Origin of the sequence: Peribacillus sp. Bi134 (assembly GCF_918698065.1) — a bacterium.
Classification (GTDB): Bacteria; Bacillota; Bacilli; order Bacillales; family DSM-1321; genus Peribacillus.
This window is the reverse complement of sequence record NZ_CAKKLN010000016.1, coordinates 1-26,232: the sequence shown is the minus strand read 5'-3', so window position 1 is coordinate 26,232 and position 26,232 is coordinate 1. Positions and strand designations below refer to the sequence as shown.

The window sequence follows — 26,232 nt, the reverse complement described above, 5'->3', positions numbered from 1 at the left end:
TCATTGGTATGATGGATGCCACTTTAAGCATCTTTTTTCAATTATTTTGGCCGCAACGTCCGATATTTTTCCCAATAAGGCATATAAGAGAATACTGAGAACAACAATATCCATCCTCATGAATTCCCGGGCATTCATAGCCATATATCCTATTCCGGAATTGGCAGATATAGTTTCTGCTACAATTAATGTGACCCACATGATTCCAAGGGAGAAGCGGATACCCACCAAAATGGAGGGAAAGGCTGCAGGGAGGATCACATTCCAGAATAAAGAAAAACCACTTAGCCCATAAACCCTCGCCGCTTCGATTAATTCCTTATCCACCGATTTCACTCCATGAAATGTATTTAAATAGATAGGAAACAGAACCCCTAGGGCGACAAGGAAGATTTTCGCTTCTTCTTCTATACCAAACCATAGAATAACCAGCGGTATTAAAGCTAAATGCGGAATGTTACGTAACATCTGAAGCGATGTATCGAATAAGGTTTCTGCAATGGATGATAATCCATTTAATAAACCCAGTACAAAACCAATGACACCGCCTATTAAAAAGCCGATGAAGGCACGCTGAGCACTGATGCCGATATAATCAATAAGTTCACCTGTCTCCAATAAAGCAACACCTGCTTGAAATACTTCAGTCGGGGCAGGCAATATCCGATCCGACAAAATCCCCCACAATGACAGCAGCTGCCAAGTTACCAAAAGGAGAATGGGCACAAGCCATGATATGAGGTGGAACCTATTGAACTTTTTGTTTAACTTTTTCTGCATCATCAATTTCACTTCCTTTTGTAGGGTAGTGGTCATTAGCCAGTATTTCCCCGAATGGGCTCGTAGCTTTTGAAACGGGAGCTTGCTGCTGTTCAACAGGGAGCAAAGGGAATAATAATTCAGCAACTCTATACGCTTCTTCCAGGTGAGGGTACCCGGATAAAACAAAGGATTCTATTCCGATTTCTTCATATTCCTTCATTCTGGCGGCAACATTTTCAGCACTTCCGACTAGTGCTGTACCGGCGCCCCCGCGCACTAGACCAACACCCGCCCATAAGTTTGGACTGATTTCGAGTGAATCCCTGCTTCCTTTATGAAGTTGCGACATCCTCTTCTGTCCCACTGAATCAAACCGTTCAAAAATCTTTTGTGAATTTTCAATCATTTCATCATCCACATATTTAATGAGTTCGTCCGCTGCCTGCCAAGCTTCTTCTTCCGTTTCTCTTACGATGACATGCATGCGAATGCCGAATCTGACTTCACGTCCGTACTCTGCTGCCTTTTTACGTACCTTTTCAATTTTTTCAGCCACTTGCACCGGCGGCTCACCCCAAGTCAAGTAGACATCAATATGCTTTCCCGATATATCGATGGCTGGATCGGATGAACCTCCGAAATAGAGCGGTGGGTACGGTTTTTGTACAGGTGGCAACAGAATATTTCCACCTTCAACCTTTAAGTGCTCCCCTTCATATTCCACACTCTCACCAGACATTTCCCTTCTCCATATATCAAGAAATTCATTTGTTTGCTCATAGCGTTCCCCATGATTCAGAAATACGCCATCACCTGCCAATTCGACCGGGTCCCCCCCAGTTACAACATTGATCAAAAGACGGCCATTCGACAACCTGTCGAAGCTTGAAGCCATACGCGCAGCTAAGGTTGGCGACATTAAACCTGGACGGATAGCAACTAAAAATTTCATTCTTTCCGTTGCAGAAATCAATGAAGAACCAACTACCCAAGCATCCTCACAGGATCGTCCCGTTGGAAGCAAAGCCCCTTCAAATCCCAAATGATCAACTGCCTGTGCAATTTGTTTTAAATAAGGAAGTGTAATCGCTCTCCCTCCCTTTGTCGATCCTAAATAGCGACTTTCCCCATGTGATGGCAAAAACCAAAATACTTTCATTTTATTTCCCCCTTAATTTTTTTTAACATCTGCAGATGCATCTAGAACATTAATTTTGCTTGGAATTAATTTAAGATTGTAAAATGTATCGGCAATATTTTGTTGATCATCCAAAACCGTACTGGAAATCTCCTCAAGTCCGTATTCTTTTCTATTTAATGTTTTTTCTAATGCCTCCACACTCATTCCAATTTCCGGAGATAAAAACTCAGCGACTTCCCCTGGGTTTTCTTCAATCCATTTATCAACTTTTATCAGTTCTTCTTTGATGATCTTCAAAGCCTCTTCGTTCCGGGCAAATGAATCAGTTGCCAAGAAGAATTCTCGATTCGCAACCAGTCCTTCTCCATCCCGGATCGTTTTCGTTTCAAGCTCCAATTCCGCCGCTGATAAAAATGGATCCCATATTACCCAGGCATCGATTTGGTTTCCTTCAAAAGCAGCTCTCGCATCAGCCGGTGGCAAGTAGACGGGCTGAATGTCATCAAGAGTAAGACCTGCTTCCTCTAACGCTTTGACCAATAGGTAATGAACATTTGAACCTTTATTCAAGCCAACCTTCTTTCCCTTTAACTCTTTCACATTTTTAATGGGTGAATCCTTTTGTACGACTATAGCCTCTCCTGATGGGTTTGCCGGTTGATTGGCAATGTAGACAAGTGGTGCCTTGGCTGCTTGTGCAAATATCGGCGGCGCCTCCCCTGTGTGCCCAAAATCAATGCTGCCGACATTCAAGGCTTCAAGCAGCTGAGGTCCTGCAGGGAATTCAGTCCAATCGACGGTATATCCCACTTCTTTTAAACGTGTTTCCAGATTCCCTTTTGATTTTAAAATATTTAATGTCCCGAATTTTTGATAACCGATTTGGATGGTTTTCTCTGATTCTTTTGCGTCAGCACTTGTGGAGCTGTTCTTTTCCTGCCCACATGCACTCACTATCAGCATGAAGATGCTAAAAATGGATAGGAGCCATATCTTTCGTTTTTTCTTCATATTCTGCACACCCTTCTTAAACTATTTATATAAAAATAAAAGGCTCCTTTCCTTCACCGATAAGACAATAGGGCAAAATGCTGCCCAATGTTTTATTGGTAAGTGAAAAGGAGCCTTCGGTAGTCCGATCGGCGTTAACCAGTATGTACCTGCGTTAGTACAGTTTTTCATTCCATGAATATGAATTGAATTTGTATAGCTATTTTATTATTACTATTCTCATCTGTCAACTAAGAATTAAGTATTTTCTGAAACTTTTAAACAAAAACACGGCGAGCCCGATGGCCCGCCGTGTTTTTGTTTATTATGTTATCAATCGAATAATGTGCTGACTGATTGTTCCTCATGCACACGAATAATTGCCTCTGCAATCAATGGTGCTACAGAAAGTCCAACAATTTTATCGATTTTCTTATCTTCAGATAGGGCAATCGAGTTAGTCACGACCAATTCCTTGATCGTTGAATTTTGAATCCTTTCGATGGCAGGACCTGAAAGGACTGGGTGTGTACAACAAGCATAAACTGCTTTAGCGCCATTCTCCACAAGGGCATTGGCCGCTAGTGTGATAGTTCCTGCAGTATCGATGATGTCATCAATCAGTATTGCTGTCTTCCCTTCAATATTACCAATGATGTTCATGACTTCAGCCACGTTCGGTCTTGGACGGCGCTTATCGATAATGGCGATCGGCGCTTTTAGGCGATCGGCCATTTTACGGGCACGAGTTACACCGCCATGATCTGGGGAAACGATGACGATATCACTTAAATCTTTTTCCTTGAAGAAATCAGCTAAAATCGGAACAGCAACAAGGTGATCAATCAGAATATCGAAGAAACCTTGAATTTGTGGTGCGTGAAGATCTAATGTGATTACACGGTGGGCACCAGCCGTTTCTAAAAGATTTGCGACAAGTTTAGCTGTAATTGGTTCACGCGCACGCGCTTTACGATCTTGTCGGGCATAACCGTAATATGGCATTACAATATTGATCGTTTTAGCTGAAGCACGTTTAAGAGCATCGATCATAATTAAAAGTTCCATTAAATTTTCATTGACTGGTTGGCTTGTTGATTGGATTACGTATACGTCACAGCCACGAATACTTTCTTCAATATTAATCTGAACTTCACCGTCACTGAAACTTGTTACGCTACATTTTCCAAGTTCAACACCGATTGCAGCAGCAATTTCCTGAGCTAAATCGAAGTTTGAATTTAAAGAGAATACTTTTAAATTAGGATCTAAATACTGATTTGACATGATGACCTCCGTCGGTTATTTATTAAATTTCAAATTCTTTACATAATCTTCTTTGTTAACTTGACGAGCCCGGGCAACGGATAGGGCATCCTGCGGTACATCTTGCGTGATGGTTGACCCAGCAGCTACATATGCTCCTTCTCCTACCGTTACAGGTGCAACCAGATTAGAATTGCAGCCTATGAAAACATTATCTTCAATCTTCGTCAAATATTTATTTTTCCCGTCGTAATTCACGGTAATAGATCCGCAGCCTATATTAACATTCTCCCCAACCTCTGCATCACCAATATAACTCAAATGCGATACCTTGCTTCCTTTGCCAAAAACGGTCTTTTTAATTTCGACAAAATTACCGATCTTAACGGAATCCTTAATATCTGATTGAGGTCTAACATGTGCGAATGGACCGATTTTTACAAAACTTCCAATACTGCTTTCATGTACAACCGATTGGAGGACTTCCGTTCCATCACCAATTTCACAATTACTGATTTCCGTATTCGGGCCAATTAAGCAATCCTGCCCGATAATACTTTTTCCTTTAATGAATGACCCAGGGTTAATGACTGTATCCTGCCCGATTTGTACATCCGCTTCAATGAACGTAGTAAGCGGATCGATGATCGTTACACCATTCCTCATATGCTTTTCATTGATGCGTTTCCTTAAAACCTGCTCAGCCTGTGATAAAGCCACACGGTCATTCACACCCAATGTTTCCTCGAAATCACTGGATTGGAAGGCCGTCACCACTTCGCCTTCCTGTTTTAAGATTTCAATAACATCCGGTAAGTAATATTCTCCCTGGACATTTTCATTTGAAACTTTTTTCAGCGCGTTAAACAATGCTTGATTGTCGAAGCAATATGTACCGGTATTTATTTCCTTAACATATCTTTCTTCATCAGAGGCATCCTTATGCTCTACGATTTTTTCTACAAGTCCGCCTTCACCGCGAAGGACCCTTCCATAGCCAGCAGGGTTATCTGCATATGCTGTTAAGATTGTTGCTTTCGCCTGACTTTGCTCATGCAATGCTATAAGCTCTTTCATCGTTTCCGCTTTAATCAGAGGCGTATCACCGCAAATAACAAGGGTCGTACCACTTTTTACGGATAAAACGCTTTCCGCTTGCATTACAGCATGTGCCGTACCTAATTGCTGTTCTTGTAAGGCATACTTGCATGAATCACCAAGTTGTTCTTGAACTTTTTCAGCTCCATGGCCGATGACTGTTACAATTTCTTCTATTTGAAGTTGATTGACTTGATCGATAACATGTTGTACCATTGGTTTCCCGCAAACAGGGTGCAAAACCTTATAAAGCTTAGATTTCATCCTAGTACCTTGCCCAGCGGCCAATATTATTGCATAGCGATTACTCATAACAGGCCTCCATTTTCACCTTTTTATCCACTAAAAATATTATCTCAAATAGTGATTCTTTTCAAGGTAACAATTAAAAGTACATATAATTGTCAACCGATCAGGTGAAAAAAGTTCGATTTTCGACAAGGTTATAAATGTTATTATTGGACCTTGGAGAATTATTTTACATCATGGTCGATGTCATTTTCATTAACAGCATAATACAGAAACAATGTCTCCTGCCTTTTATAACACCAGCCAACCCCATTATCCCAAAACACTATCATGGTGCGCCATACCCTATGTACAAGCCATTTGGGCATACTTCACCCTTTGTTAACTCCCATTCCGAAATCAGGTTACCAAATCATTTCATCTTCAACCAGATGGCTAGATTAAGTGGCATCCCTTTAATTCCACTTACAGGAATTTCAATATCTGGGTAGACAAAAAAGGTTTAAAAATTAAAAAGGACGGGTACTTAAACTTTTGAAGATAACAACGTAGGTTTATAAATTCATTAGGGTAAATATCTGCATGATGAGCGGACAAGTTCTAAACTTATCCGATTTTGAATAAATAAAAAAGAGCACTACTTATGAAGTAGGCTCTAGATGCACGAATTATAATTTTAAAGTTTAAAAGTAATGTTATTTTAAGAAGCACCTGCTCCAGCTTCCTCTAATTCAGTTTCAAGTTCTCCCAATCGATGATATTCTGTCAAGACAGCTTCTTGAATTTTCCCGCGTGTCGAGGAATTGATTGGATGAGCGATATCCCGGAATTCTCCATCTGGAGTTCGTTTACTTGGCATTGCTACAAATAAACCATTGTTTCCGTCGATCACACGAATATCATGAACCACAAATTCATTATCCAGTGTAATTGATGCGATAGCTCTCATACGACCGTCCGTATTCACACGGCGTAATCTTACGTCAGTTACTTCCATTTAAGCTCACCATCCCTTTTTGTTGTTGTTAAAACTTAAAGTACATATTCAACAAAAAAACGTGAACTCCTTCTATTATCTGTAATTTTTTTAGAAAATTCAGCCTAGTTTTTTAAAATACTAAAAATCACCCTTATATTAAAGGAAAATTACCCATTACGAATTGCCTTTAAAAAAATAAAAAAACGCCCGTTTATTTAACGAGCGCTACTACTTCTATTTCCACTAGTGCGTCTTTCGGAAGCCGAGCAACCTCTACACAAGAGCGAGCAGGTTTGTGAGCAGAAAAATATTCTCCGTATACTTCATTAATCGAACCGAAATCGTCCATACTTTTAATGAATACTGTAGCCTTAATGACAGTTTCCAATGAAGCCCCAGCTTCTTTCAATACAGCTTGGAGATTCTTAAAGACCTGGTGCGTTTGTTCCTTGACATCCCCTGTCACCATCTCACCAGAAGCAGTAAGTGGGATCTGTCCTGAACTGAAAAATAACTTATCCACGATCACGCCTTGTGAATATGGTCCGATCGCTGCCGGTGCTTCATCCGTATGTATCGTTTTCATGATATGATTCCCCCTATTCCTTTTTCGTAAAATAATTCCCTCGGCTGACATTGATTTTCTTGTCTCTTTCAACTACCTGCGTCAACTTGATTAATGAAACATAGTCCTCGACAAGACACTCCTCCGTATGTTCGGATTCGACCAGCACCGCAATTCCGGCAACTGTTGCCTTGAATTCATCCAATAGACTGACCATACCGTTGATGGTACCCCCAGCCTTCATGAAATCGTCTACAATTAATACATTCGAACCCTCAACCAAGCTTCTCTTAGAGAGTACCATAGTCTGAATCCTCTTTGAAGAGCCTGAAACATAATTGATGCTCACTGTAGAACCTTCCGTTACTTTGTTATTCCTTCTTACAATGACAACTGGAACATTCAAATAATTTGCCACGGCGTATGCTAATGATATCCCTTTGGTTGCCATTGTCATGATGACTGAGACATTTTTCTTGGCATACATTGAGGCGATTATCCTTCCAACCTTATTCACGGTTTGCGGATGTCCTAATATGTCTGTCATATATAGATAACCGCCAGGAAGCAACCTTTCGGGACTAGCAATCGTATCGCATAATCCGTCAATGAAGGCATTGGCTTCTTCTTCCTTGATGGAAACAATATATTTCACTCCACCGGCCGCACCTGGAACGGTTGTTAAAGATCCTATCCCGCGTTGTTCAAAGGTATCTTTGATGATCGTCAAATCTTCACTGATAGAGGATTTTGCCGAACTATACCTTTCAGCAAAATAAGTCAGCGAAACAAGTTCCCCCGGATGTTCTAATAAATAATTGGTCATATCGACTAGCCTCTCGCTGCGACGAAATTTCATTGAGACACCCCCTTTGTGAATTCCGAATATTATATAGCAACTATACCACTAATGTACGTTTCTATTCAAGATTGTTTCGATCACCCAGTAAACGGACTGCATAGACTTGATCACAAAATCCGCGAAGTCCATTATAAATTCTTTGCATGCGCGAATCATGTTCCACCAAACCAAAAACGGTCGGACCACTTCCGCTCATCAAGACCGAATCTGCTCCAAATGTCTTCATTTGATCTTTAATGTTCGCAACCTCTGGGTATAACTGCAATGTCACCTGTTCCAGAACATTGCCCAATCCCTCGCATACATCGTGATAATTGTTTTCCATAATAGCCGTAATCATTCCAGGTACATCCGGATGCTCCATTTTTGAAGTTTGGAGCCTTTTATATATATCCGCTGTCGAAACGCCAATCGTCGGTTTGGCCAAGATGACCCAGCATTTTGGCGGTGCAGGAAGATGCGTGATTTTTTCCCCGCGCCCTCTGGCCAACGCCGTACCTCCGTATACACAAAATGAAACATCGGAGCCAATTTCAGCTCCTATTTCCGCAAGTTCATCCATGGAAAGACCTAGCTTCCACAGTCTATTTAAGCCCCTCAATGTAGCTGCGGCATCACTGCTTCCACCAGCAAGCCCTGCGGCTACAGGTATATTTTTCTCTATAGTTATAGAAACACCTTTATTGATTCCAAAACGTTCCTTTAGAATAAATGCGGCTTGATAAGCTAAATTCCGATGATCATCCGGAACAAATCGATTATGGGATAGAATTTGGATATGATTCCCCTTTATTTCCTTTAGTTCAATTCTATCGGCAAGGTCGACTGTCGTCATGATCATTTCCACCTCATGATACCCATCAGGCCGTTTGAAAAGCACATCCAAAGCCAAATTAATCTTAGCCGGGGCTTTTTCCATAAGCTTCAATATGTCCACCTACTTTAACGTTCTTAAAAGTTCTTGTCCTATTCTATCATATTTGTTTATATTCTAAAGGTTTTTTCATCGTAATTTCAATGTAATGAAGCTAAGATTGGCCTTTAGAGGGGAATAGACACATGTAGGCACATGGGAGAGCAGCCACTTCCTGAATCCCAAAAGACTTGCTACAAATCCAAATAGCAATTACCGATACATAAAAAAACCAGACTCCTTAACTACAATGTAAGCAAAAATGAATAGAGCTATACATCGCATAAGAAGTCTGGCTACTTTCAACATGACGGCATGATACAATTAAGTGTTTATCTTACTCCTTGTTCACCAATTGACGTTGTGCTTTTTCGATAGCAAGTTTTACCATGTTACCTGCGTCCCTGGCCCGGATTCCTCCCCAGCCTTCTTTCTGGACAACATCGTAAAATCCAAGTTCTTTAGCCAATTCCTCTTTAAGACCATTTGACATAATCCCTTTTTTCCTGCTCAAGCGAAGCAACCCCTTTCACATGCCGTCACATGCCTAGTGTTTGCATCATAAGCTATTTCATTACATCCTTTTTAAGCCTTTATTGGGGCTCACAGGATATTTTATACAAAACAAAAAGCAGCAAACATAGTTGTTCGCTGCCTCGTCTAAGTTAAATCTCTTGTTGTTTGTTTAAAAATGTTAGTTCTACGGTTTCCGTTAAAACATCCGCATAGCTGTAAGATACTCTTTCAAACGCATTTTCATCTTGGTCGAGCTCAATTACAAAAACAGCCGGATAAGTTTCCGCCAAAGTTCCAAATCGTTCTACAGTCTTTCTTCTTCCACCGTTTGCTTTTAAGAGCAATCTTTTACCTAGGTTTGAATCAAGTGCAGTTTTAATATCAGCTAGAGTTTTTGGCATTTTCGGTCCACCTCACTAAGTTAAGTATATCACAATTCACAAATATACGCAAACAAAATAATAAATTATATCAGCACTTAAAAATGTAGTCAATATATTTTTATCTGAAATCCGGCAAAATCGCGAACAATTTTATTATATCCTGGGAAATGAAAAATTATGTAAACGAACTATTTCATTAATTATTAAACCGAATTTTCGTAGTTAAATCATTACTTAGTGACATTACCAAACAAAAAAACCGTTTTTTTGTGAGGATATCCGAATTCTTCCCCACCAAAAGCAAGCTGCATTCTTTTAAAATGCAGCTCGTTCATTCTTCCTGAAATGGCTTGAAAGGCAACCCGGTCCGTAACACCCCTTTAGTCTCAATTCCCCCCAACCCCTTCTCTCCCGTTAATGTATTCCGAAGGACATCCCAAACATGAATATGATCGGAAAAAGGTGTAAAGCTTATCTTTCCGACGATATATACCGGATCAAGAGCATGTATATTAACACGGGAGGGAGAACTTGCAAAATTAGCCCCCGCTTGGATTAATGATTCAAAATGCGATTGACAAGCCCCGGCAAATATAATCAGTTGGTCTAAATGGGAAACCCTCCTTCGTGCTTCTCTAACTGTCTGTACAAAATCCTTTGAGTGACGGTAGGCATTGATATCGGACATCGGTCCTTTTGATTTTGAATAGGCATCATGACCGGTGACAACAAGAATGTCCGGCCGATAATGGTCCAACAACCCCCCGATTCTTTGGGGCATTTCCTTTTCATTGCAATAGATGCCATTGACCGGAATACTGAATTTCTGATATAGTTCCATGCATTTCCTTAAGTAAGACGCATCCCCATCAACATGGAGGACCCTCCCTGGTATCTGAAAATATTCACCGCTATACCGATAGCCATTACTCGATTGATAGCCATTTTTTTGTTGTTGCAGCTCTAGATCTTGTGTTAATAATCGGTAAGATTGTTCTTGAAGTACCTCATTCGATTTTTGTCGATCATTTCTTTCATTATCATTAATGATCATTAAATCTTGAAAAGGTGCATCTGCAATCAGTCGGATATCTTCCCCATAAAGAATAGCTTCACGCCTTCCGTCAATATCACGGATATCGATTACCCGGAACAACACATCGCATTTATAAGAAACCCGACCGACAATATCGTTTATTTGAATATTCATGGCCTCACCCCATGAGAAGACTTATTTTCAGCCCGCCCTAGTTTATTTTCATTCTTAAGTTATGCGAACCATTCTTGAATGGTGAAAGGTTGGGATTGATTACATTTTTTGGTACGGTTCCATCATGGTATGCCAATATCAAAATAAAAAAAGCCGGAAGCTGGGAGTGACCCCATTCCGACTTTAATCTTTCACATTATCTTTATTTGAAATTCGGCAATAACGCATCACTTAAGCGGCCAAATTCTTTGATGCTCAGTGTTTCTCCTCGTCTGGAAGGATCAACTTCTGCGGCTTCGAGAGCGGCAAGTATGAGCTCTTTTTTCGACTTACCATCCGGCAGCTGACTGATTAGGTTATTTAATATCGTTTTCCGGCGCTGTGCAAAGCTCGCCCGGGTCACAGTGAAGAAGAAATCCTCATCCAGGACCTCAACGATTGGCTTATCGCGCAAGGTAAGGCGGATTACGGCTGAATCAACATTAGGCTGAGGCATGAATACCGTTTTGGGTACGATCATCACTGTTTCGGCTTCGGTATAATATTGAATCGCAATGGATAAAGAACCATATTCCTTTGTCCCAGGTTTTGCGGCAATTCGATCAGCCACTTCCTTTTGCAGCATGCACACGATGCCTCTAATGGGCAGGTCCTCGGACAATAGCTTTAAAATGATCGGCGTCGTGACATAGTATGGCAGATTTGCAACAACCATCAGGTCCGAGAAGCCAGCGAATTCTTCCTCGATTACCTTCTTGACATCTGCCTTGAGAACATCCCCGTGAATGATGTTTACATTGTTATAGGGAGACAGTGTATCCGATAAGATGGGCAGTAGACGCTGATCTATCTCAAAGGCCGCAACCTTTTTGCTGCTTTTCGCTAGTTGTTCCGTCAATGCCCCGATTCCCGGCCCAATTTCGATGGCGCCGCTTTCCTCTGTCAAATTGGCATGTTCGACAATACGTTTCAAGATATTCGTATCGATTAAAAAGTTTTGTCCTAAGCTCTTTTTAAAGGAGAATCCGTATTTCTTTAATATTTCTTTCGTTCTGACAGGGGTTGCAATATCCTTATTCATTATTTTCCTCCTGAATTATCTGTACCATCGCTTTCTCAAAAGCATCAGTTGATATTTGGAACATTTTTAGTCTCTTATATAACTGTTTACCATTGGTAAACCCGATTTTTAAAATAGATCCAAGTTTTTCCCTTCGTTCCTTGGCACCGGCCCCGCCGATTAAACCTGCATCTATTAAATCCTGCTGTGAAATCTCTTCTGAAGCCTCTTCATCCATTAACTGGGCATCCTTTAAAGCATTACGAATCGCCTCAGGAGAAGCATGTTCCACACCAATTCCTCTACCTGACTTAGGAAGGGCTTCCTCCTTCGTTAAAAAGGCGTGTTTACAGCCTTTTACTTGTTCTGAAATGATGTTCCTGATTTTTTGACCAGGAAAATCAGGGTCCGTGAAAATGATGGCTCCACGCGTCTTTTGTGCAAGCCTCACCTGCTCGATACAGGACTCATTCACCGCGGAACCATTGGTTTCTATTGTATCAGCATTAACAGCCCTTTTTATCGCTACCGTATCGTCTTTTCCTTCTACAACAATAATCTCTTTAATCTTCTTCATGGTTTCCTCCATACAGAAAAGCGCAAGCGCTTTGATTAGCTCTTGGATAAACGTAACCGGTCCCCCGTAAAATTTTTCTGGATAGAGAATCCAGTCAAGATCATTTATGAAAGTTTACACACATAAATTGAAATCTTATGGAATAGTGAGACGTCTATCTTATTAAAACAGTTTTACATAGGGTTTTTCAACAAGTGGAAAATAAAACGCAAAAAACAGGAGACGAATTCATCTCCTGCGAGAGAAACCTTATTAGTCCAATACACGAACCTTTACTCTCTTTACACCCCAACGATAGGCATCATTTTTCGAGGAAAAGAAGACATCAATCCTATTTCCCTTTATTGCCCCGCCTTTGTCAGCAGCTACAGCATAGCCGTATCCATCTACATATACTTTCGACCCCAAAGGAATCACGCTTGGATCGACAGCAATGATCTTTGCACCCGGATTACTCTTAAGATCTACGCCTGTAGACGTGACACCGGAACAGCCCTTACAACTGGCAGTATAAGCTGTTGATGATACGTATATTTCTTTTCCACTTGAAGAACTAACGTTAGTTACTCCGCGTGATGCCTGGGCAACTGTCGTTCGAGTTCCGACCGTTACAACTTTATCCTGCTTTTTATTAACTACTCTTTCTGAAAGTAATTCTCTTTTGACCTCTTTGCCATTTTCCTTAACAACTTCATATTTCTTGGAAATGAGTCCGTCTTTTCCTTCTTTGACAATTTTCTCTTTCCCTTTTGATAAAGAGTCATCTTTTTTTGTTATGACAGCAAAGTCAACTGGTTCTTCCACTACATCGGTGACTTTTTCAATTCGAACTACGTTTACCGTATTCTCAGCTTCAACTTTTTCGGTTAATTCTGGCTCAACTCGATCCAAATCATTGAGTTTTACTCCTTGTTGCTTTAAAAAGTCAGCGACAGTAGTCGAAGTTGACCATACCTGCTTTTCGTTTCCACCTACCACTAATTTCAGTGAAAAGGCTTTGTCTATGGCAACTTCCATATTCGCTTTCAGCTTCGTATTTTTTGAAGGGGTGATCTTATCCTGTTCCTTCACACTAAGATCTTGATCCTTTAAAAGATCTTCTACCGTTTCGGCAGTGGACCAGACTTCCTCCGTCTTACCATCCTGTACCATGACGATTTTTTGTGCAGGCTTCCAAACCACCTCTAAATCATCATCAACCTTCGTGGCTCTTGATGGATGGACATAGTCTGCGGCTTGAACGGTAATCTCTAAATCTTCCAACATATCATTTACAGTAGCCGCGTGTGTACGCACTACCTCTTTTTTTCCGTCTAGCATGATTGTTACTGTATCCTTTGTACCTTGATATATTAGTATTCCCAATGCTGTAGAAACAAGAATAGCACTGCAAATGGCAATTGCCATTCTCTTCTTCCCAAAAGGTTTGGGAATAAGGTTTTTCATAGTTTTTAATAGAATGAAAAACTCCTCCTTCCTCCCGGTGATTATATAGACTTAGTTATCAAGCTGTCAACCCATTCACTTCTCATTCAGGAAATTACTACCTATTATGCATATTCCATATTGAAAAGGAAAGGGTGACTTCTCGACATAATAAGCCTATAGTTGGAGCGAGATTTGTAGAAACTTTAAAATAATACGATTTTAGCTAGCGAACCCCGGGAGATATTGTAAAATAAAATGTCAGTTAATGCCGAATAATTTTTTGGCATTTTCTGTTGTCGCCTGGGAAACTTCCTCGATTGTAAGTTGTTTGATTTCTGCAATTTGTTCAGCAACAAGCTTCACATACGAAGGTTCATTACGCTTCCCCCTATAAGGATGGGGAGCCAAATATGGACAATCGGTCTCTATCAGTAAACGGTCTAAAGGTACGGCCGCTGCCACTTCCTTTGGTTTTTTTGCATTCTTGAAGGTTACAGGGCCACCCAATGAAATATAAAAATTCATATTAATGCATTCCAAAGCCGTTTCCGCACTTCCGCTAAAGCAATGCATGATGCCTCCAACCCTTGATGCCTCTTCTTCCTTGAGTATGTTCACGATATCCGCGGTCGCTTCCCGATTATGGATGATAATGGGCAGCCCAACCTTTTTTGCCAGACGGATTTGCTTCCTGAATACCTCCATTTGAACATCTTTCGGTGATTTATCCCAATGATAATCCAGGCCCATCTCACCAATGGCCACAACCTTTGGATGGTTGGATAATTCCTCGATCCATTGTAAGTCCTCTTCTGTCATATCTATAGCATCGACAGGATGCCAGCCGACTGCGGCATACATGAAATCATAAGCTTCTATCAATTCCATTGCCCTTATAATAGTAGGCCGGTCAAAACCAACGACAACCATATTATTGACTCCTGCTTCCTTAGCTCTTTCTATTACTTCTTCGAGATCCTCGTTGAATTGTTCCGCATTAACATGTACATGTGTATCAAATAACATTATTTTTCTTCCTTTCTAGCACTATTTTATAAAAAAATGAAAGTTTTATGTTTCACATTTAGGTAACAAACAGATTACAAAGGACCTTATATGCCCAACTAATAATCCAGCACTAAAAACAAAACCTGTATAAAAGTACTTTTTCCAAAAGCATAAAGAAAAAAACATAAAAATGTTTCATATGAAACACCTTTATGTTTTCATCGGTTTATTTCACCTTTGAACCATTTGGAATCGATGAATCTATTGTAGCGACTGAGAGTACACCATCTTGGCTTCCCGCCAAAATCATTCCTTGCGATAGCTCGCCACGAAGTTTAACAGGTTTCAAATTCGTTACGCATATCACCTTTTTGCCCACTAAATCTTCGGGTTTATAATGCTGTGCAATGCCTGAAACGACTTGCCGTTTCTCATAGCCCAAATCAAGCTGAAGTTTAAGAAGCTTATCCGCCTTCTTTACTGGTTCAACTTCCATGACCTGAGCAACACGAAGCTCCACTTTTGTAAAGTCATCAATAGTGATTTCATCAACCTCGGGAATCTCCACTTCCACTTTTTCCTCGGCCTTAGGTGCATCGCCCTGCATTTGTTCTTTAATATATAAAACTTCCTCTTCCATATCCAAACGAGGGAAGATCGGATCTCCCTTCAAAACTTTTGTTTCAGCAGGAATTTGACCGAACTCCGCTAAACTGTCCCAGGATTTCAACACATCATCTTTGATGCTAAGCTGAGCAAAGATTTTTTCCGGTGTTTGCGTCAAGAACGGTTTCAAAAGGATTGCCGTCCTGCGTAATGATTCCGCCAAATGAACCATGACACTAGCAAGGTCCGCTTTCCTTGATTCATCTTTAGCAAGAGTCCATGGCTGGGTTTCATCGATGAATTTGTTAGTTCTGCTCACTAATTGCCAAATGGATGTTAGTGCAACTGAAAATTCCATGTTTTCCATTGCTTCCTCATACTTGCCTACCGTTTCTTGGTTCATTTCAAGCAAAGCCTTTTCGAATTCACCATTGGATCCATCGTAATTTGGAATTACACCATCAAAATACTTATTGACCATTGCAACTGTTCGATTTAATAAATTCCCTAAATCATTTGCCAGGTCAAAATTGATCCGTTCAACAAACCCTTCCGGTGTAAATACTCCATCGGAACCAAATGGAACTTCACGCAATAAATAGTAGCGTAAAGAATCCAAACCGTAACGATCAATCAATGTAACGGGATCCACTACATTTCCTTTTGATTTGGACATTTTACCATCTTTCATGAGAAGCCATCCGTGGGCAAAGACTTTCTTTGGAAGCGGCACATCAAGAGCCATTAACATGATCGGCCAATAGATCGTATGGAAACGCACAATTTCCTTTCCGACCAGATGTACATCGGCAGGCCAATAATTCAAGTATTTAGAATCATTATCCGTTCCGTACCCTAATGCCGTTATATAATTGGTCAAAGCATCTATCCAGACATAAATAACATGCTTTGGATCTCCCGGCACCTTGATGCCCCAATCGAAAGTAGTACGTGAAACGGCCAGATCTTCCAATCCAGGCTTGATGAAGTTATTGATCATTTCATTTTTGCGGGATTCCGGTTGAATGAAATCCGGATTTTCCTCATAAAACTCCAGTAACCGATCCGCATATTTACTCATCTTAAAGAAGTAAGATTCCTCTTTCACCTTCTCAACAGGCCTGCCGCAATCAGGACAGTTTCCATTGCTTTCTTCCACCTGACGTTCCGTGAAGAAAGATTCGCAAGGTGTACAATATAGCCCTTCATATTGGTCCAAATATATATCACCCTGGTCCAATAGCCTTTTGAATATCTTGGCTACAACCTCTTTATGGCGATCTTCCGTCGTCCTGATGAAATCATCATATGAAATATCAAGCTTTTCCCAGAGCTCTTTAATCCCTGATACGATATTATCTACATATTGCTGTGGAGTGATTCCTTCCTCAGCCGCTTTACGCTGGATTTTTTGACCATGTTCATCAGTGCCTGTTAAATACATGACATCGAAGCCACGCATCCTTTTATAACGGGCCATGGCATCCCCTGCAACTGTCGTATACGCGTGCCCTATATGTAAATTACCACTCGGATAATATATGGGTGTCGTGATATAGAATGTTTTTAATTTATCTTGCACTACGTTCCCTCCTCATCTTTTGAAAAACCGGCTAAAGGATTGACCCAAGCCATAAGAATATATTTAAGTTATTATCTCTATTTTAACGCTATATGCGACAATAATCACTAATCTAATCATCGTGTTAATAGAATTAAAAAATTATATTTAAAAATAAGTGATCTGGACGTGACTACCCTTATGACAGCATTACCTCTTACCTCAACAAAATATACCTAAATTTCTTTTTTTGTGCAACAACTCACATATTCGTAAATTTTTTCAGAAAATTACCCTTAATTCAGAACTTTTGTTTTGAAACTAAATTATATTAAACATATAATGATGAAGTATGTTTTATATGCACACTTTGTCGAAATCTGGTGAAGTGAGGGGTTCCTTGTAGTCTAGCTATTTCTTTACTTTTAAAGGCATAACCGATTTTTTCTCTTTAAAAGCCTTTTTGTTACACGAAATGAGCCATGCTATTTCTTACAAAAAAATGAAAATAAATCATTGACGAATTTGGGAATGGCTGGTATTATAAATTTATAAAAAAATTTGTCGAATAATGGCGAAAAAAATAGAAAATAGGGTACTAGATTGTAACTGAGAGGAGAAATTATAAAAATGAAATCTACAGGTATTGTTCGTAAAGTTGATGAGTTAGGCCGGGTGGTTATTCCAATCGAACTTCGTCGTACATTGGGTATCGCTGAGAAAGACGCTCTTGAAATCTATGTTGATGATGAGCGCATCATCTTGAAAAAATACAAACCAAACATGACTTGCCAAGTTACAGGTGAAGTTTCCGATAACAACCTTACACTTGCTAATGGTAAATTGATCCTTAGCCGTGAAGGTGCAGAATTACTTATTCAAGAAATTCAACAAAACTTCACTGCTTCTAAATAAATGATATAAAAAAAACTTCCGACCTTCGGAAGTTTTTTTATGTTTATTATTCTTGTATATCAATATGATACGCTTGATATACATCCCGTTTTTGCATATTTCGATCTTTTGCGACCTGCTTGATTGCGTCCTTTGAAGTGAATTGCTTGGTTTCCATATAATGATTAACATGACCGACGATGTCAAGGACCATCCACCAAGCTTCTTCAGGTTCCTCCTCCGACCATTGCCCTCCTTCTATTATTAAACAGAACTCTCCGCGAATTTCGGATTCCGTCGCCCATGTCAATGCTTCACTCACAGTCCCTCGAATGAACTCTTCAAATTTCTTGGTCAATTCACGGCATAATACTATACGACGGTCACCTAAAATTTCATGCATATGTTTCAATGTATCTTTCAATCGATGTGGCGATTCATAAACGATCCAAGTCGATTCCAATTTTTTTAATTTTTCCAGCTCCTGCTTTTTTTCTTTTGCTCCCCGCTGTAGAAAGCCATAAAAGTAAAAGGGCTGCGGAATCAGTCCAGATGCGATCAATGCAGTTAATGCAGCATTTGCCCCAGGCAACGGGATGACTTTAAACTGTTCGGCAATGGCTTCTTTGACCAGTTCATATCCCGGATCGGATATCGTCGGCAAGCCCGCATCACTTACCAATGCAATGACCTCTCCAGACCGAAGCCTCTCAAGCATCTGCTTTCCGCTATATTCCTTATTATGTTCATGGTAACTGACGATAGGTGTTGAAATTTCAAAGTAGTTGCATAATTTCTTTGTATTTCGCGTGTCCTCAGCAGCAATGACATCCGCTTCCTTTAAGATTCTTAAAGCCCGGAAACTCATATCCTCAAGGTTTCCTATCGGTGTAGGAACCAGATATAGAGCTGGCTCCAATCCTTCTTTTTCAAAACTCTTTTGCTGCCACATATCATGTATCCTCCTTTGCCATCCACTTTTGCTTTTGTTTTCTGGTTAATTGCTTGAATTTATATTCAGCCTGCATGGCCAATGTCTGTGTTTCGAATATTTCATGATAAATCAGTTCAACCGGGGTCCGGCCACGTGTATACTTTGCACCCCTGCCTTGATTATGAGCATCAATCCTGCGGTCCAAATTATTGGTATACCCAGCATAATAGCTTCCGTCCCTGCATTTTAAAACATAAAAATAATGCTTATTCCTCTCCATATAAAATCCTTCTGATTTCCGGATTATACTCATTTTGATCATTATATACAACAAGCGGAGGAAGAATCTTCAAATCAGGGTTGCCGTCCTTTATCCCTTCAATAAGAATCGTATTCGCTTCTTTTGAACTCTTTGGATAAACGAATTGCAGTCGCTTCGGTTCAATTCTGTACATCCTCATGAAATGGAGGATATCCATCAGACGGCCAGGTCTATGAACGAATGCCGCTTTCCCACCTTGACGCAACAACTGACTTGAAACACGCATGACGTCCTCTAGATTACACATTAATTCATGTCGGGCAATTGCAAAATGCTCATTTTTGTTAATTTCCTCGATAGATGGCGTCGGGAAATAGGGTGGATTGCAAGTAACTACATCATATTTGCTATACCCTATCTGTTTTGGTATTTCCTTTATATCCCCATGAATCATCTCGATCTGCGAGGATACGCCATTATAGTCCATGCTCCTCTGGGCCATATCATATAACCGCTCTTGAATTTCAACACCGGTAATTTGCCCTTTCGTTCTTGTACTCAGCAGCAAAGGTATGACCCCATTCCCTGAGCAAAGATCTACGATTTTCCCTTTTTGGATCGGGACATTTACGAACCTTGATAATAAAACGGCATCTAATGAAAAAGAGAACACCGACGGGCTCTGGATGATCCTTAATTTCTCAGCCAATAGATAATCCAGGCGCTCATCTCCTTTAAGTTCCACCATTGCTGTTACCCTCCTAATCATGTATGGAAAAAGCATGTATAGGGTACATGCTTCGACATAAATATCGTACAAAAAGGGGCCTGACTCATAGTATGCGTCAGACCCCGAATCACTATATATTGTAAACGGTCTATCTATCACGTAAAAGAGATGGAACATCTTTTATATTATTCCATTATCACTTCTTGTTTAAAAAAGATAAACAGAACAAGCAATCTCCTTCTTTTCTTAAACTGCCAAAATGCAGATTGCAAATGTGAAAGCCTTCTTGATAGATACGGGCTAAATTATCATAGCCTTCCCCGATATCCATAACCTTGTCCGCACTTGCAGTACGGTTTTTCACTTTTTGTTTGACCTTTACTGCAGCAGGAGCAGTTTCGACTTCCACAAGGCCCAACCGATGGCGCAAATGCTCGTTCTCCAGCTTGATCGACTGATTTTCCTCAAGGATTTCAGCTAAGTTCTGCTTCAATTCTCCAAGCTGCTTATATAATTGGCCTATCTGGGTTTCCATATTGGTCACCGACTCAAAAATATCTTTCTTATCCACGCTCTCCCACCACCTTAATAATCTGTGGCTTGAATAGAAACGGCTCCCTCTTTAAGAATCTCATCTAGAGTATACTCTAATACTCTTTCTTGCTCGATTAGTTCAATCTGAAGTACGCGTTCTAGAATATTAAGCCCCACTACCTTGCCTTTGCCACCAGGCGTATTAATCATTTCACCTAAATCAGGAAGCATTTCCTTCGCACTTTCATACTCATCATTTTCATATTTCAGACAGCACATCAATCGACCGCATAAACCTGAGATTTTTGTAGGATTTAATGATAAATTCTGATCCTTCGCCATTTTGATGGAAACCGGTTCAAAATCCCCAAGAAATGTGGAGCAACAAAGCATTCTGCCACAAGGTCCGATGCCACCAAGCATCTTTGCCTCATCCCTAACCCCAATTTGGCGCAGTTCTATGCGAGTTCTGAATATGGCAGCTAAATCTTTGACTAAATCACGGAAATCCACGCGACCATCCGCTGTAAAATAAAACACGACTTTATTTCTGTCGAAAGTATATGACACATCAACCAGCTTCATATCCAGTTTATGCTCCACAACCTTTTGACAACATATAGAGTAAGCCTCTTCTGCAGCCGCCTTGTTCTCGTCTACAATCAGCTTATCTTTTGCATCAGCGACCCGAAGTACTTTTTTCAATGGCAGGACAACATCGTTTTCATCTACTTGTTTACGGGCTGTAACGACTCTACCGAATTCAACACCGCGGACAGTCTCCACTATTACAAAATCGTCCTTAGGAATAGTGAATTCACCCGGATCGAAGTAGTATATTTTGCCCGCCTTTTTAAAACGGACACCTACAACATCATACAAATCATGATCCCTCCTGCAAATTCAGCACAAGCTGTTCCATCAACAGCTGTGGATTCGTGTTGGACATCAGCTTCCTTTTTGCTTCCAAAATGCAACCCATATGTTCAGCAAGGCGTCTTGGGGAAAGATGAAGAGCGTGAGTTTCAAATTCCTTCAGTTTATTTTGGAATACAACGAAGTCCTTTTTGTCCAACTGAATGTATAATAAATCCTTATATATAAGAAGTAACAAATCAAGACCTCTGTCAACCTGTTCTCTTTCTTTAAAGTGTGTGGACCAATCCGTCTGAAGGTACAGCAATGCCTTCAAGGAATTGATTTTTAACACTTCATATAATTTTACCACTATTTTTTGAGCTTGTACAAACCATTCATCATGGCTAAGCTCGATTCCAGCTTCCAGATTCTGTGTTATGTGTGCGATGACCGAGGCCAGCTGTGGTTCTAACTCCTGTTCTATCAGCTTCCGTCTCACATTCTCCGGAGATAATGGTTTGAATGAAATCACTTGGCACCTAGATAATATAGTCGGTAGAATCCTCTGAAGCTGTTCGGTCATCAATATTGCTACAGTATCAGCCGAAGGTTCTTCTAAAAATTTCAATAGACTGTTGGCTGCCCCCACCGACATTTTGTCCGCGTCGGCAATCATATAAACCTTTCGATCTGCCTCTACGCTTTTTTTCGAAAACTCTTCCTGCAGCCCCTTGATTTGTTCTTTCTTTATTGAGAGACCGTCTTTTTCTATCAAATGGACATCAGGATGATTCCCACTTGAAATCCGTTTGCAATTCCGACAAAGTTCGCATGGCTCATAACCTGCTGTCGGGGCTTCACATAGTAAGCTTTTGGCAAAGGCAATGCTTATCTCTTGCTTACCTGTCCCTTTTTCCCCTTCAAATAAATACGCATGAGCCACCCTGTTCTTCGTTATGCTATTTTGCAGCATCGTCATTACCTGCGGCTGAATTTCACTCATGTCCTGCCATGTTTTATCCAAAACCATCAACTCACTTAAGTATATAAATTAATCAGCAAACCTTTAATCTCGCCAATCATTTCCAATATTTCAAGCGAGCTTTTCTCTTTATTAAGAATTTCCTCGCTTAACTCAACTAATCTTGCATCTATCGTTTCCACGGTTTTCAACTGCCGGCTTTGTCCATATTCGTTCCAGCTCGTAGATTGTTTCAGTTCCAGTCCATATTCAACCGCTTCTTTAACAAACCGTTTCACCAATGCTTTATATTTTGCCAATTCCCTAAAAGTACGTGACCTTACTAAACGCTGACCCGCACCTTCAATATCGCCTATCAAACGGTTTAATGTTTGGATTTGCATCTTTTGATCCTGTGTCTGAACCATTTGTTGAAATCTTCCATTCCCAGTTTGGAACTGTTTGGCATCCTGACGCGATTTATCAAGCTTAATAGGGATATCATGGTTGATTTTCATAATGAACCTCCCTGTAACTAACCGTTAAAATTGTAAAAAGTTTTCAACCGGCAGAACAAAAATGGTCGCACCGCCTACTTGAATCTCCACTGGGTAAGGTACATAGGACTCGGCATTCCCGCCCATCGGTGAAACCGGTGATACTAATTGGGATCGTGACTGACAATTCTGTTTGATTATCTGAATGGCTTGGTCAACGCGTTCATCCTCTGTGCCAATCATAAAAGTCGTATTACCTGATTTTAAAAACCCGCCAGTGCTGGCTAGCTTGGTCGTTCCGAAATTATTTTCCACTAATTGATTCAGCAGGCGATGACTATCCTTGTCTTGAACGACAGCAATGATCATTTTCATTCTCATCATCCTCCGGTTACTCTGAATTTTTACTAACTCCATTATATCAACTAGTCCTTGCCTGGAATAGTATTGGTTGAATAATATGGAAACCTATATATTCAGTTTCCCGTTTTTGCTAAAAAATCCAACAAGCTGGCTTTCGTTTCTTCAAGTACTTCATCTATTGTCCGGCCTGCATCCACGATGATGAAACGGTCTTTCCATCTATTTATAATGAATTGATACCCCTCACAAACTTTTTTATGGAAGTCGAGGGCTTCAAGATCCAGCCGGTTCACTTCCCTTTCCCCATTGGACTGGATACGTCTTAATCCCTCTTCTGGGTCGATATCAAAAAAGAGCGTGGCATCTGGCATCATATCTCCAATTGCGAATTTATTGATATTGTAAACTTCTTCTATATCCAAACCCCTTGCATGGCCCTGATAGGCTAACGAGCTGTCTATAAATCTGTCACAGAGGACAATTCCCCCTCGTTCCAACTCAGGAATGACCACTTCCACTAAATGCTGACGCCTTGCTGCTGCGTATAATAAAGCCTCTGTTCTCGCGTCCATGGCTGTATTATCTTTATTAAGGATCACTTCCCTAATTTGTTCCGAAATGGGTACTCCACCTGGCTCACGCGTTAATAGTACTTGGTAGCCTTCTTGTTGCAGAGCCTTGCCAAGCATTTGGGTAATTGTTGTTTTCCCGGCACCCTCAGGCCCTTCCATTGTTATAAAAATACCACGTTTCATCGATGTACCTCCAAGGTTCTTTGTTTGTAGTATAACATTTTAACCAGTCTGCCCGCTTTCATAAACGATCAATTCTCCGTTTGAAAGGGAGGAACCTCCATGAAACCTTGATCCCAGTTCTAGCAGGCTTCTCAAAATGGATATATGTTCAGGAGTAATCATTTCCCCGGACATAATCAAAGGGATGCCTGGTGGATAAGGAATGACCATCTCGGCAGATACCTCACCCACTGCTTTGTGTAATGCGACAGGTTTTGATTTACTATGCTTCATGACAGAGTATGGCATTTCAAGTCCTATCATTGACCTTCGTTCAGGCAAGCTTTCCCCAAGATTCTCTTCCTTGAATCCAATTCTGCCTTCAGTGGCACTTTTTATAGTTTGAACGATTTCATGAAAAGGAAATTCGGCATCCATTTTTAATAAGGGTAAAATCAGTAATAAATTATCACGATCAGCCAATTCCGTAAAAATGCCTTCGGCTTCACATAGCTGCTGTAACTCAAACCCGCTTAAACCATTTGTTGATTGAATGACCACTTTCAACGGGTCCGCCGCGATGCCTAGTGGCGCCTCCAGCACCCTTACTGTATTCAGGGCACCTAATTCGCTTCTGAAATCTAATATCTTTTCAATAAGGGAACTTTTATCTTCTGATGTAAAAGCGGCTAAGTAGGCCCTGGCCAAGTCGAGCGATCCCATAATCGGGTAAGATGGACTGCTCGACTGAAGCATTTGTAAATAGAAGGCTACTTGATCGACATCAACTAAGGATGAATTCACATGAAGAAATGACCCCATTGTCATGGCCGGAAGTGTTTTATGCGCAGAATGGACAACTGCATCTGCCCCTGCCAATATGGCCGGCTTTGGAAACGGGCTTCCTAACTGAAAATGAGCGCCATGTGCCTCGTCCACCAGCACCGGAATCCCCTTTTGATGTGCGAGTCTTACCATTTCCGTCAAGTCTTCACCAAGACCATAATAATTAGGATAGGTAACAATGATCGCTTTTACATCTGGATGTACACTCAAGGCTTCTTCAATTAGTTTTGAACTTACACCGCCAGCAATGCCCCATTTCTCATAATAAACCGGTTGTAAAAAGATCGGTTGTACATTCGCTAACATCAATCCATGTAAAATTGATTTATGGCAGTTTCTTTGGACAAGGACCTTATCGCCTTCCCTGCAGGTAGCAAGAATCATGGCAATGTTGCCTACGGTTGACCCATTAACGAGAAAATAACTCCGCTTTACCCCATATAGGTCAGCGAGTAGTTGCTCGGACTTTAAAATGGCGCCCTCTGGAGCATGCAGGTCATCTAAACCGCTTAACTCCGTGGCATCAATACCAAGCAGGGAGTTATATAAAGCTTGGCCCTTTTTACTAAACACCCATCCATTTTTATGTCCTGGGACATGCAGGGATATTGGGCTTTTTTTTTGAAATGCACTCATTGCATCGAACAATGGTGTCTGAGATTGATTCATTTTTCTCTTCCCTCACGTCTTAGTATTTTTTCATTTTATCAAATAAGTTCAATTTTATCTCATATTACGACAATAGGAAGGCGATTATGTATCCCTGAACAGTCTGGTTGCAGCTAGAAGCGTGTTGGCAAGCATTCTTCTAAAGTACCAAAAAAAGAATCAGAGACTAAAGAAACACACCATTTCTTTTTTCTCTGACTCTTTAACTTTCCACAAACTATTTTTTCATGATAATATTTCAGGATTAGTGATTTTTCTTAATTTCTTTAAGTAATATTGGTACTTGGGGTCGTTCGTATCCGTCCCGATCATATCCCTTTCGCATTCCTCGCAAATAAAAGTCGTATATAGATGTATACCCATCCCTTTTATTTCTTCACAAACCGCGCATGTTTCCCCTGCCGTTGTTTTGGTTGTTGTTGTCCCCAACATCTCCACCTCCATACCTGCATTCTCCCCAAAAACCATTGTTCGCATACATTAATTTAAATAGTTTAAGAGAACCGGGGATGCTTTTTACAATGTATGATGAAGAATTTCATTACGTGTATGTCTTTATAAAAGTTTCCATAATTGATAATCCCTTTATATCCAATGATTTTTCTTAGCATTATGCAAAAAAAAGACCAGCCGGATGGCTGATCTTTTGAAATGGCTTGGCGGCGTCCTACTCTCACAGGGGGAAACCCCCAACTACCATCGGCGCTGAAGAGCTTAACTGCCGTGTTCGGAATGGGAACGGGTGTGACCTCTTCGCTATCGCCACCAAACATATA

At 40.6% G+C, this 26,232-nt stretch carries 29 protein-coding genes and 1 rRNA gene; 1 reads left to right on the top strand and 29 read right to left on the bottom strand.

The window, feature by feature from the left end; translation table 11 throughout:
* From ssuC to metG, 17 genes are all read right to left on the bottom strand, one after another.
* A complete protein-coding gene (gene ssuC, locus LQ188_RS25395; protein ID WP_230178759.1) occupies nt 1-783 on the bottom strand; it encodes an aliphatic sulfonate ABC transporter permease SsuC in 783 nt (260 codons plus the stop codon).
* Nucleotides 749-1,921, bottom strand: a complete 1,173-nt coding sequence (gene ssuD / locus LQ188_RS25390; protein WP_230178758.1) for an FMNH2-dependent alkanesulfonate monooxygenase — start codon at nt 1,919-1,921, stop codon at nt 749-751. Before ssuD ends, ssuC begins: the two co-directional genes overlap by 35 nt.
* A gap of 12 nt (nt 1,922-1,933) precedes the next feature.
* Nucleotides 1,934-2,914, bottom strand: a complete 981-nt coding sequence (locus tag LQ188_RS25385; RefSeq protein ID WP_230178757.1) for a sulfonate ABC transporter substrate-binding protein — start codon at nt 2,912-2,914, stop codon at nt 1,934-1,936.
* A 312-nt stretch (nt 2,915-3,226) separates the two neighbouring features.
* The gene (locus LQ188_RS25380; RefSeq protein WP_061440331.1) at nt 3,227-4,180 is read right to left on the bottom strand and encodes a ribose-phosphate diphosphokinase; all 954 of its coding nucleotides are present in this window, start codon (nt 4,178-4,180) and stop codon (nt 3,227-3,229) included.
* A gap of 15 nt (nt 4,181-4,195) precedes the next feature.
* On the bottom strand, nt 4,196-5,569 hold the full coding sequence (gene glmU / locus LQ188_RS25375; RefSeq protein WP_101225909.1) for a bifunctional UDP-N-acetylglucosamine diphosphorylase/glucosamine-1-phosphate N-acetyltransferase GlmU: 1,374 nt from the start codon (nt 5,567-5,569) through the stop codon (nt 4,196-4,198).
* 637 nt (nt 5,570-6,206) lie between these two features.
* Nucleotides 6,207-6,503 carry a septation regulator SpoVG gene (gene spoVG, locus LQ188_RS25370; protein ID WP_034316332.1) on the bottom strand — a complete coding sequence of 99 codons (297 nt, stop codon included), beginning with the start codon at nt 6,501-6,503 and terminating at the stop codon, nt 6,207-6,209.
* A gap of 193 nt (nt 6,504-6,696) precedes the next feature.
* Complete coding sequence (locus LQ188_RS25365) at nt 6,697-7,074, bottom strand: RidA family protein (RefSeq protein ID WP_202190662.1); 378 nt, start codon at nt 7,072-7,074, stop codon at nt 6,697-6,699.
* A 10-nt stretch (nt 7,075-7,084) separates the two neighbouring features.
* Nucleotides 7,085-7,909, bottom strand: coding sequence for a pur operon repressor (purR, locus tag LQ188_RS25360; RefSeq protein ID WP_101225907.1), 825 nt, complete (start codon nt 7,907-7,909; stop codon nt 7,085-7,087).
* A 61-nt stretch (nt 7,910-7,970) separates the two neighbouring features.
* On the bottom strand, nt 7,971-8,840 hold the full coding sequence (gene ispE, locus LQ188_RS25355; protein WP_101225906.1) for a 4-(cytidine 5'-diphospho)-2-C-methyl-D-erythritol kinase: 870 nt from the start codon (nt 8,838-8,840) through the stop codon (nt 7,971-7,973).
* A gap of 322 nt (nt 8,841-9,162) precedes the next feature.
* Entirely contained in the window at nt 9,163-9,339 is a 177-nt protein-coding gene (locus LQ188_RS25350; RefSeq protein WP_101225905.1) for a small, acid-soluble spore protein, alpha/beta type, read from the bottom strand.
* A gap of 151 nt (nt 9,340-9,490) precedes the next feature.
* Nucleotides 9,491-9,742, bottom strand: coding sequence for a biofilm formation stimulator Veg (gene veg / locus LQ188_RS25345; protein WP_061440325.1), 252 nt, complete (start codon nt 9,740-9,742; stop codon nt 9,491-9,493).
* A gap of 313 nt (nt 9,743-10,055) precedes the next feature.
* Entirely contained in the window at nt 10,056-10,934 is an 879-nt protein-coding gene (gene yabG, locus LQ188_RS25340; RefSeq protein ID WP_101225904.1) for a sporulation peptidase YabG, read from the bottom strand.
* A 202-nt stretch (nt 10,935-11,136) separates the two neighbouring features.
* Nucleotides 11,137-12,015: a 16S rRNA (adenine(1518)-N(6)/adenine(1519)-N(6))-dimethyltransferase RsmA gene (gene rsmA, locus LQ188_RS25335; protein WP_101225903.1), complete on the bottom strand. Its 879-nt coding sequence runs from the start codon at nt 12,013-12,015 to the stop codon at nt 11,137-11,139.
* Complete coding sequence (gene rnmV / locus LQ188_RS25330; protein WP_101225902.1) at nt 12,008-12,571, bottom strand: ribonuclease M5; 564 nt, start codon at nt 12,569-12,571, stop codon at nt 12,008-12,010. Before rnmV ends, rsmA begins: the two co-directional genes overlap by 8 nt.
* 252 nt (nt 12,572-12,823) lie before the next feature.
* Nucleotides 12,824-13,978: a G5 and 3D domain-containing protein gene (locus LQ188_RS25325; protein WP_230178756.1), complete on the bottom strand. Its 1,155-nt coding sequence runs from the start codon at nt 13,976-13,978 to the stop codon at nt 12,824-12,826.
* Between the two features lie 279 nt (nt 13,979-14,257).
* Nucleotides 14,258-15,025, bottom strand: a complete 768-nt coding sequence (locus LQ188_RS25320) for a TatD family hydrolase (protein ID WP_101225900.1) — start codon at nt 15,023-15,025, stop codon at nt 14,258-14,260.
* Nucleotides 15,026-15,233: 208 nt separating this feature from the next.
* Nucleotides 15,234-17,195, bottom strand: a complete 1,962-nt coding sequence (gene metG / locus LQ188_RS25315) for a methionine--tRNA ligase (protein ID WP_101225899.1) — start codon at nt 17,193-17,195, stop codon at nt 15,234-15,236.
* A gap of 603 nt (nt 17,196-17,798) precedes the next feature.
* On the opposite strand from metG, the gene LQ188_RS25310 reads away from it, so the two are divergent.
* A complete protein-coding gene (locus LQ188_RS25310; RefSeq protein WP_170971504.1) occupies nt 17,799-18,089 on the top strand; it encodes an AbrB/MazE/SpoVT family DNA-binding domain-containing protein in 291 nt (96 codons plus the stop codon).
* 46 nt (nt 18,090-18,135) lie between these two features.
* Here LQ188_RS25310 and rsmI read toward each other — a convergent pair whose 3' ends face one another.
* The 12 genes from rsmI to rrf all read right to left on the bottom strand — a co-directional run bounded on the left by rsmI (nt 18,136) and on the right by rrf (nt 26,226).
* Nucleotides 18,136-19,020 carry a 16S rRNA (cytidine(1402)-2'-O)-methyltransferase gene (gene rsmI / locus LQ188_RS25305; protein ID WP_101225898.1) on the bottom strand — a complete coding sequence of 295 codons (885 nt, stop codon included), beginning with the start codon at nt 19,018-19,020 and terminating at the stop codon, nt 18,136-18,138.
* Between the two features lies 1 nt (nt 19,021).
* On the bottom strand, nt 19,022-19,282 hold the full coding sequence (locus tag LQ188_RS25300; protein WP_101225897.1) for a GIY-YIG nuclease family protein: 261 nt from the start codon (nt 19,280-19,282) through the stop codon (nt 19,022-19,024).
* Entirely contained in the window at nt 19,269-20,012 is a 744-nt protein-coding gene (locus LQ188_RS25295; protein WP_101225896.1) for a tRNA1(Val) (adenine(37)-N6)-methyltransferase, read from the bottom strand. The genes LQ188_RS25300 and LQ188_RS25295 overlap by 14 nt, the downstream gene beginning before the upstream one ends.
* 178 nt (nt 20,013-20,190) lie before the next feature.
* Nucleotides 20,191-20,565, bottom strand: coding sequence for a DNA replication initiation control protein YabA (gene yabA / locus LQ188_RS25290; RefSeq protein WP_101225895.1), 375 nt, complete (start codon nt 20,563-20,565; stop codon nt 20,191-20,193).
* Nucleotides 20,566-20,579: 14 nt separating this feature from the next.
* Nucleotides 20,580-21,410, bottom strand: a complete 831-nt coding sequence (locus LQ188_RS25285; protein WP_101225894.1) for a stage 0 sporulation family protein — start codon at nt 21,408-21,410, stop codon at nt 20,580-20,582.
* Nucleotide 21,411: 1 nt separating this feature from the next.
* Nucleotides 21,412-22,410, bottom strand: a complete 999-nt coding sequence (gene holB / locus LQ188_RS25280; protein ID WP_101225933.1) for a DNA polymerase III subunit delta' — start codon at nt 22,408-22,410, stop codon at nt 21,412-21,414.
* A 14-nt stretch (nt 22,411-22,424) separates the two neighbouring features.
* The gene (locus tag LQ188_RS25275) at nt 22,425-22,865 is read right to left on the bottom strand and encodes a YaaR family protein (RefSeq protein ID WP_230178755.1); all 441 of its coding nucleotides are present in this window, start codon (nt 22,863-22,865) and stop codon (nt 22,425-22,427) included.
* 24 nt (nt 22,866-22,889) lie between these two features.
* Entirely contained in the window at nt 22,890-23,219 is a 330-nt protein-coding gene (locus tag LQ188_RS25270; RefSeq protein ID WP_034316369.1) for a cyclic-di-AMP receptor, read from the bottom strand.
* Between the two features lie 101 nt (nt 23,220-23,320).
* Nucleotides 23,321-23,962 carry a dTMP kinase gene (gene tmk / locus LQ188_RS25265; protein ID WP_230178754.1) on the bottom strand — a complete coding sequence of 214 codons (642 nt, stop codon included), beginning with the start codon at nt 23,960-23,962 and terminating at the stop codon, nt 23,321-23,323.
* A gap of 39 nt (nt 23,963-24,001) precedes the next feature.
* Nucleotides 24,002-25,456 carry an aminotransferase class I/II-fold pyridoxal phosphate-dependent enzyme gene (locus LQ188_RS25260; RefSeq protein ID WP_230178753.1) on the bottom strand — a complete coding sequence of 485 codons (1,455 nt, stop codon included), beginning with the start codon at nt 25,454-25,456 and terminating at the stop codon, nt 24,002-24,004.
* A 225-nt stretch (nt 25,457-25,681) separates the two neighbouring features.
* Nucleotides 25,682-25,900 (bottom strand): sigma factor G inhibitor Gin, encoded by a 219-nt coding sequence (locus tag LQ188_RS25255; RefSeq protein ID WP_101225890.1) that lies wholly within the window; start codon nt 25,898-25,900, stop codon nt 25,682-25,684.
* A 210-nt stretch (nt 25,901-26,110) separates the two neighbouring features.
* Nucleotides 26,111-26,226 (bottom strand): 5S ribosomal RNA (gene rrf / locus LQ188_RS25250).
* Nucleotides 26,227-26,232 lie beyond the last annotated feature (6 nt).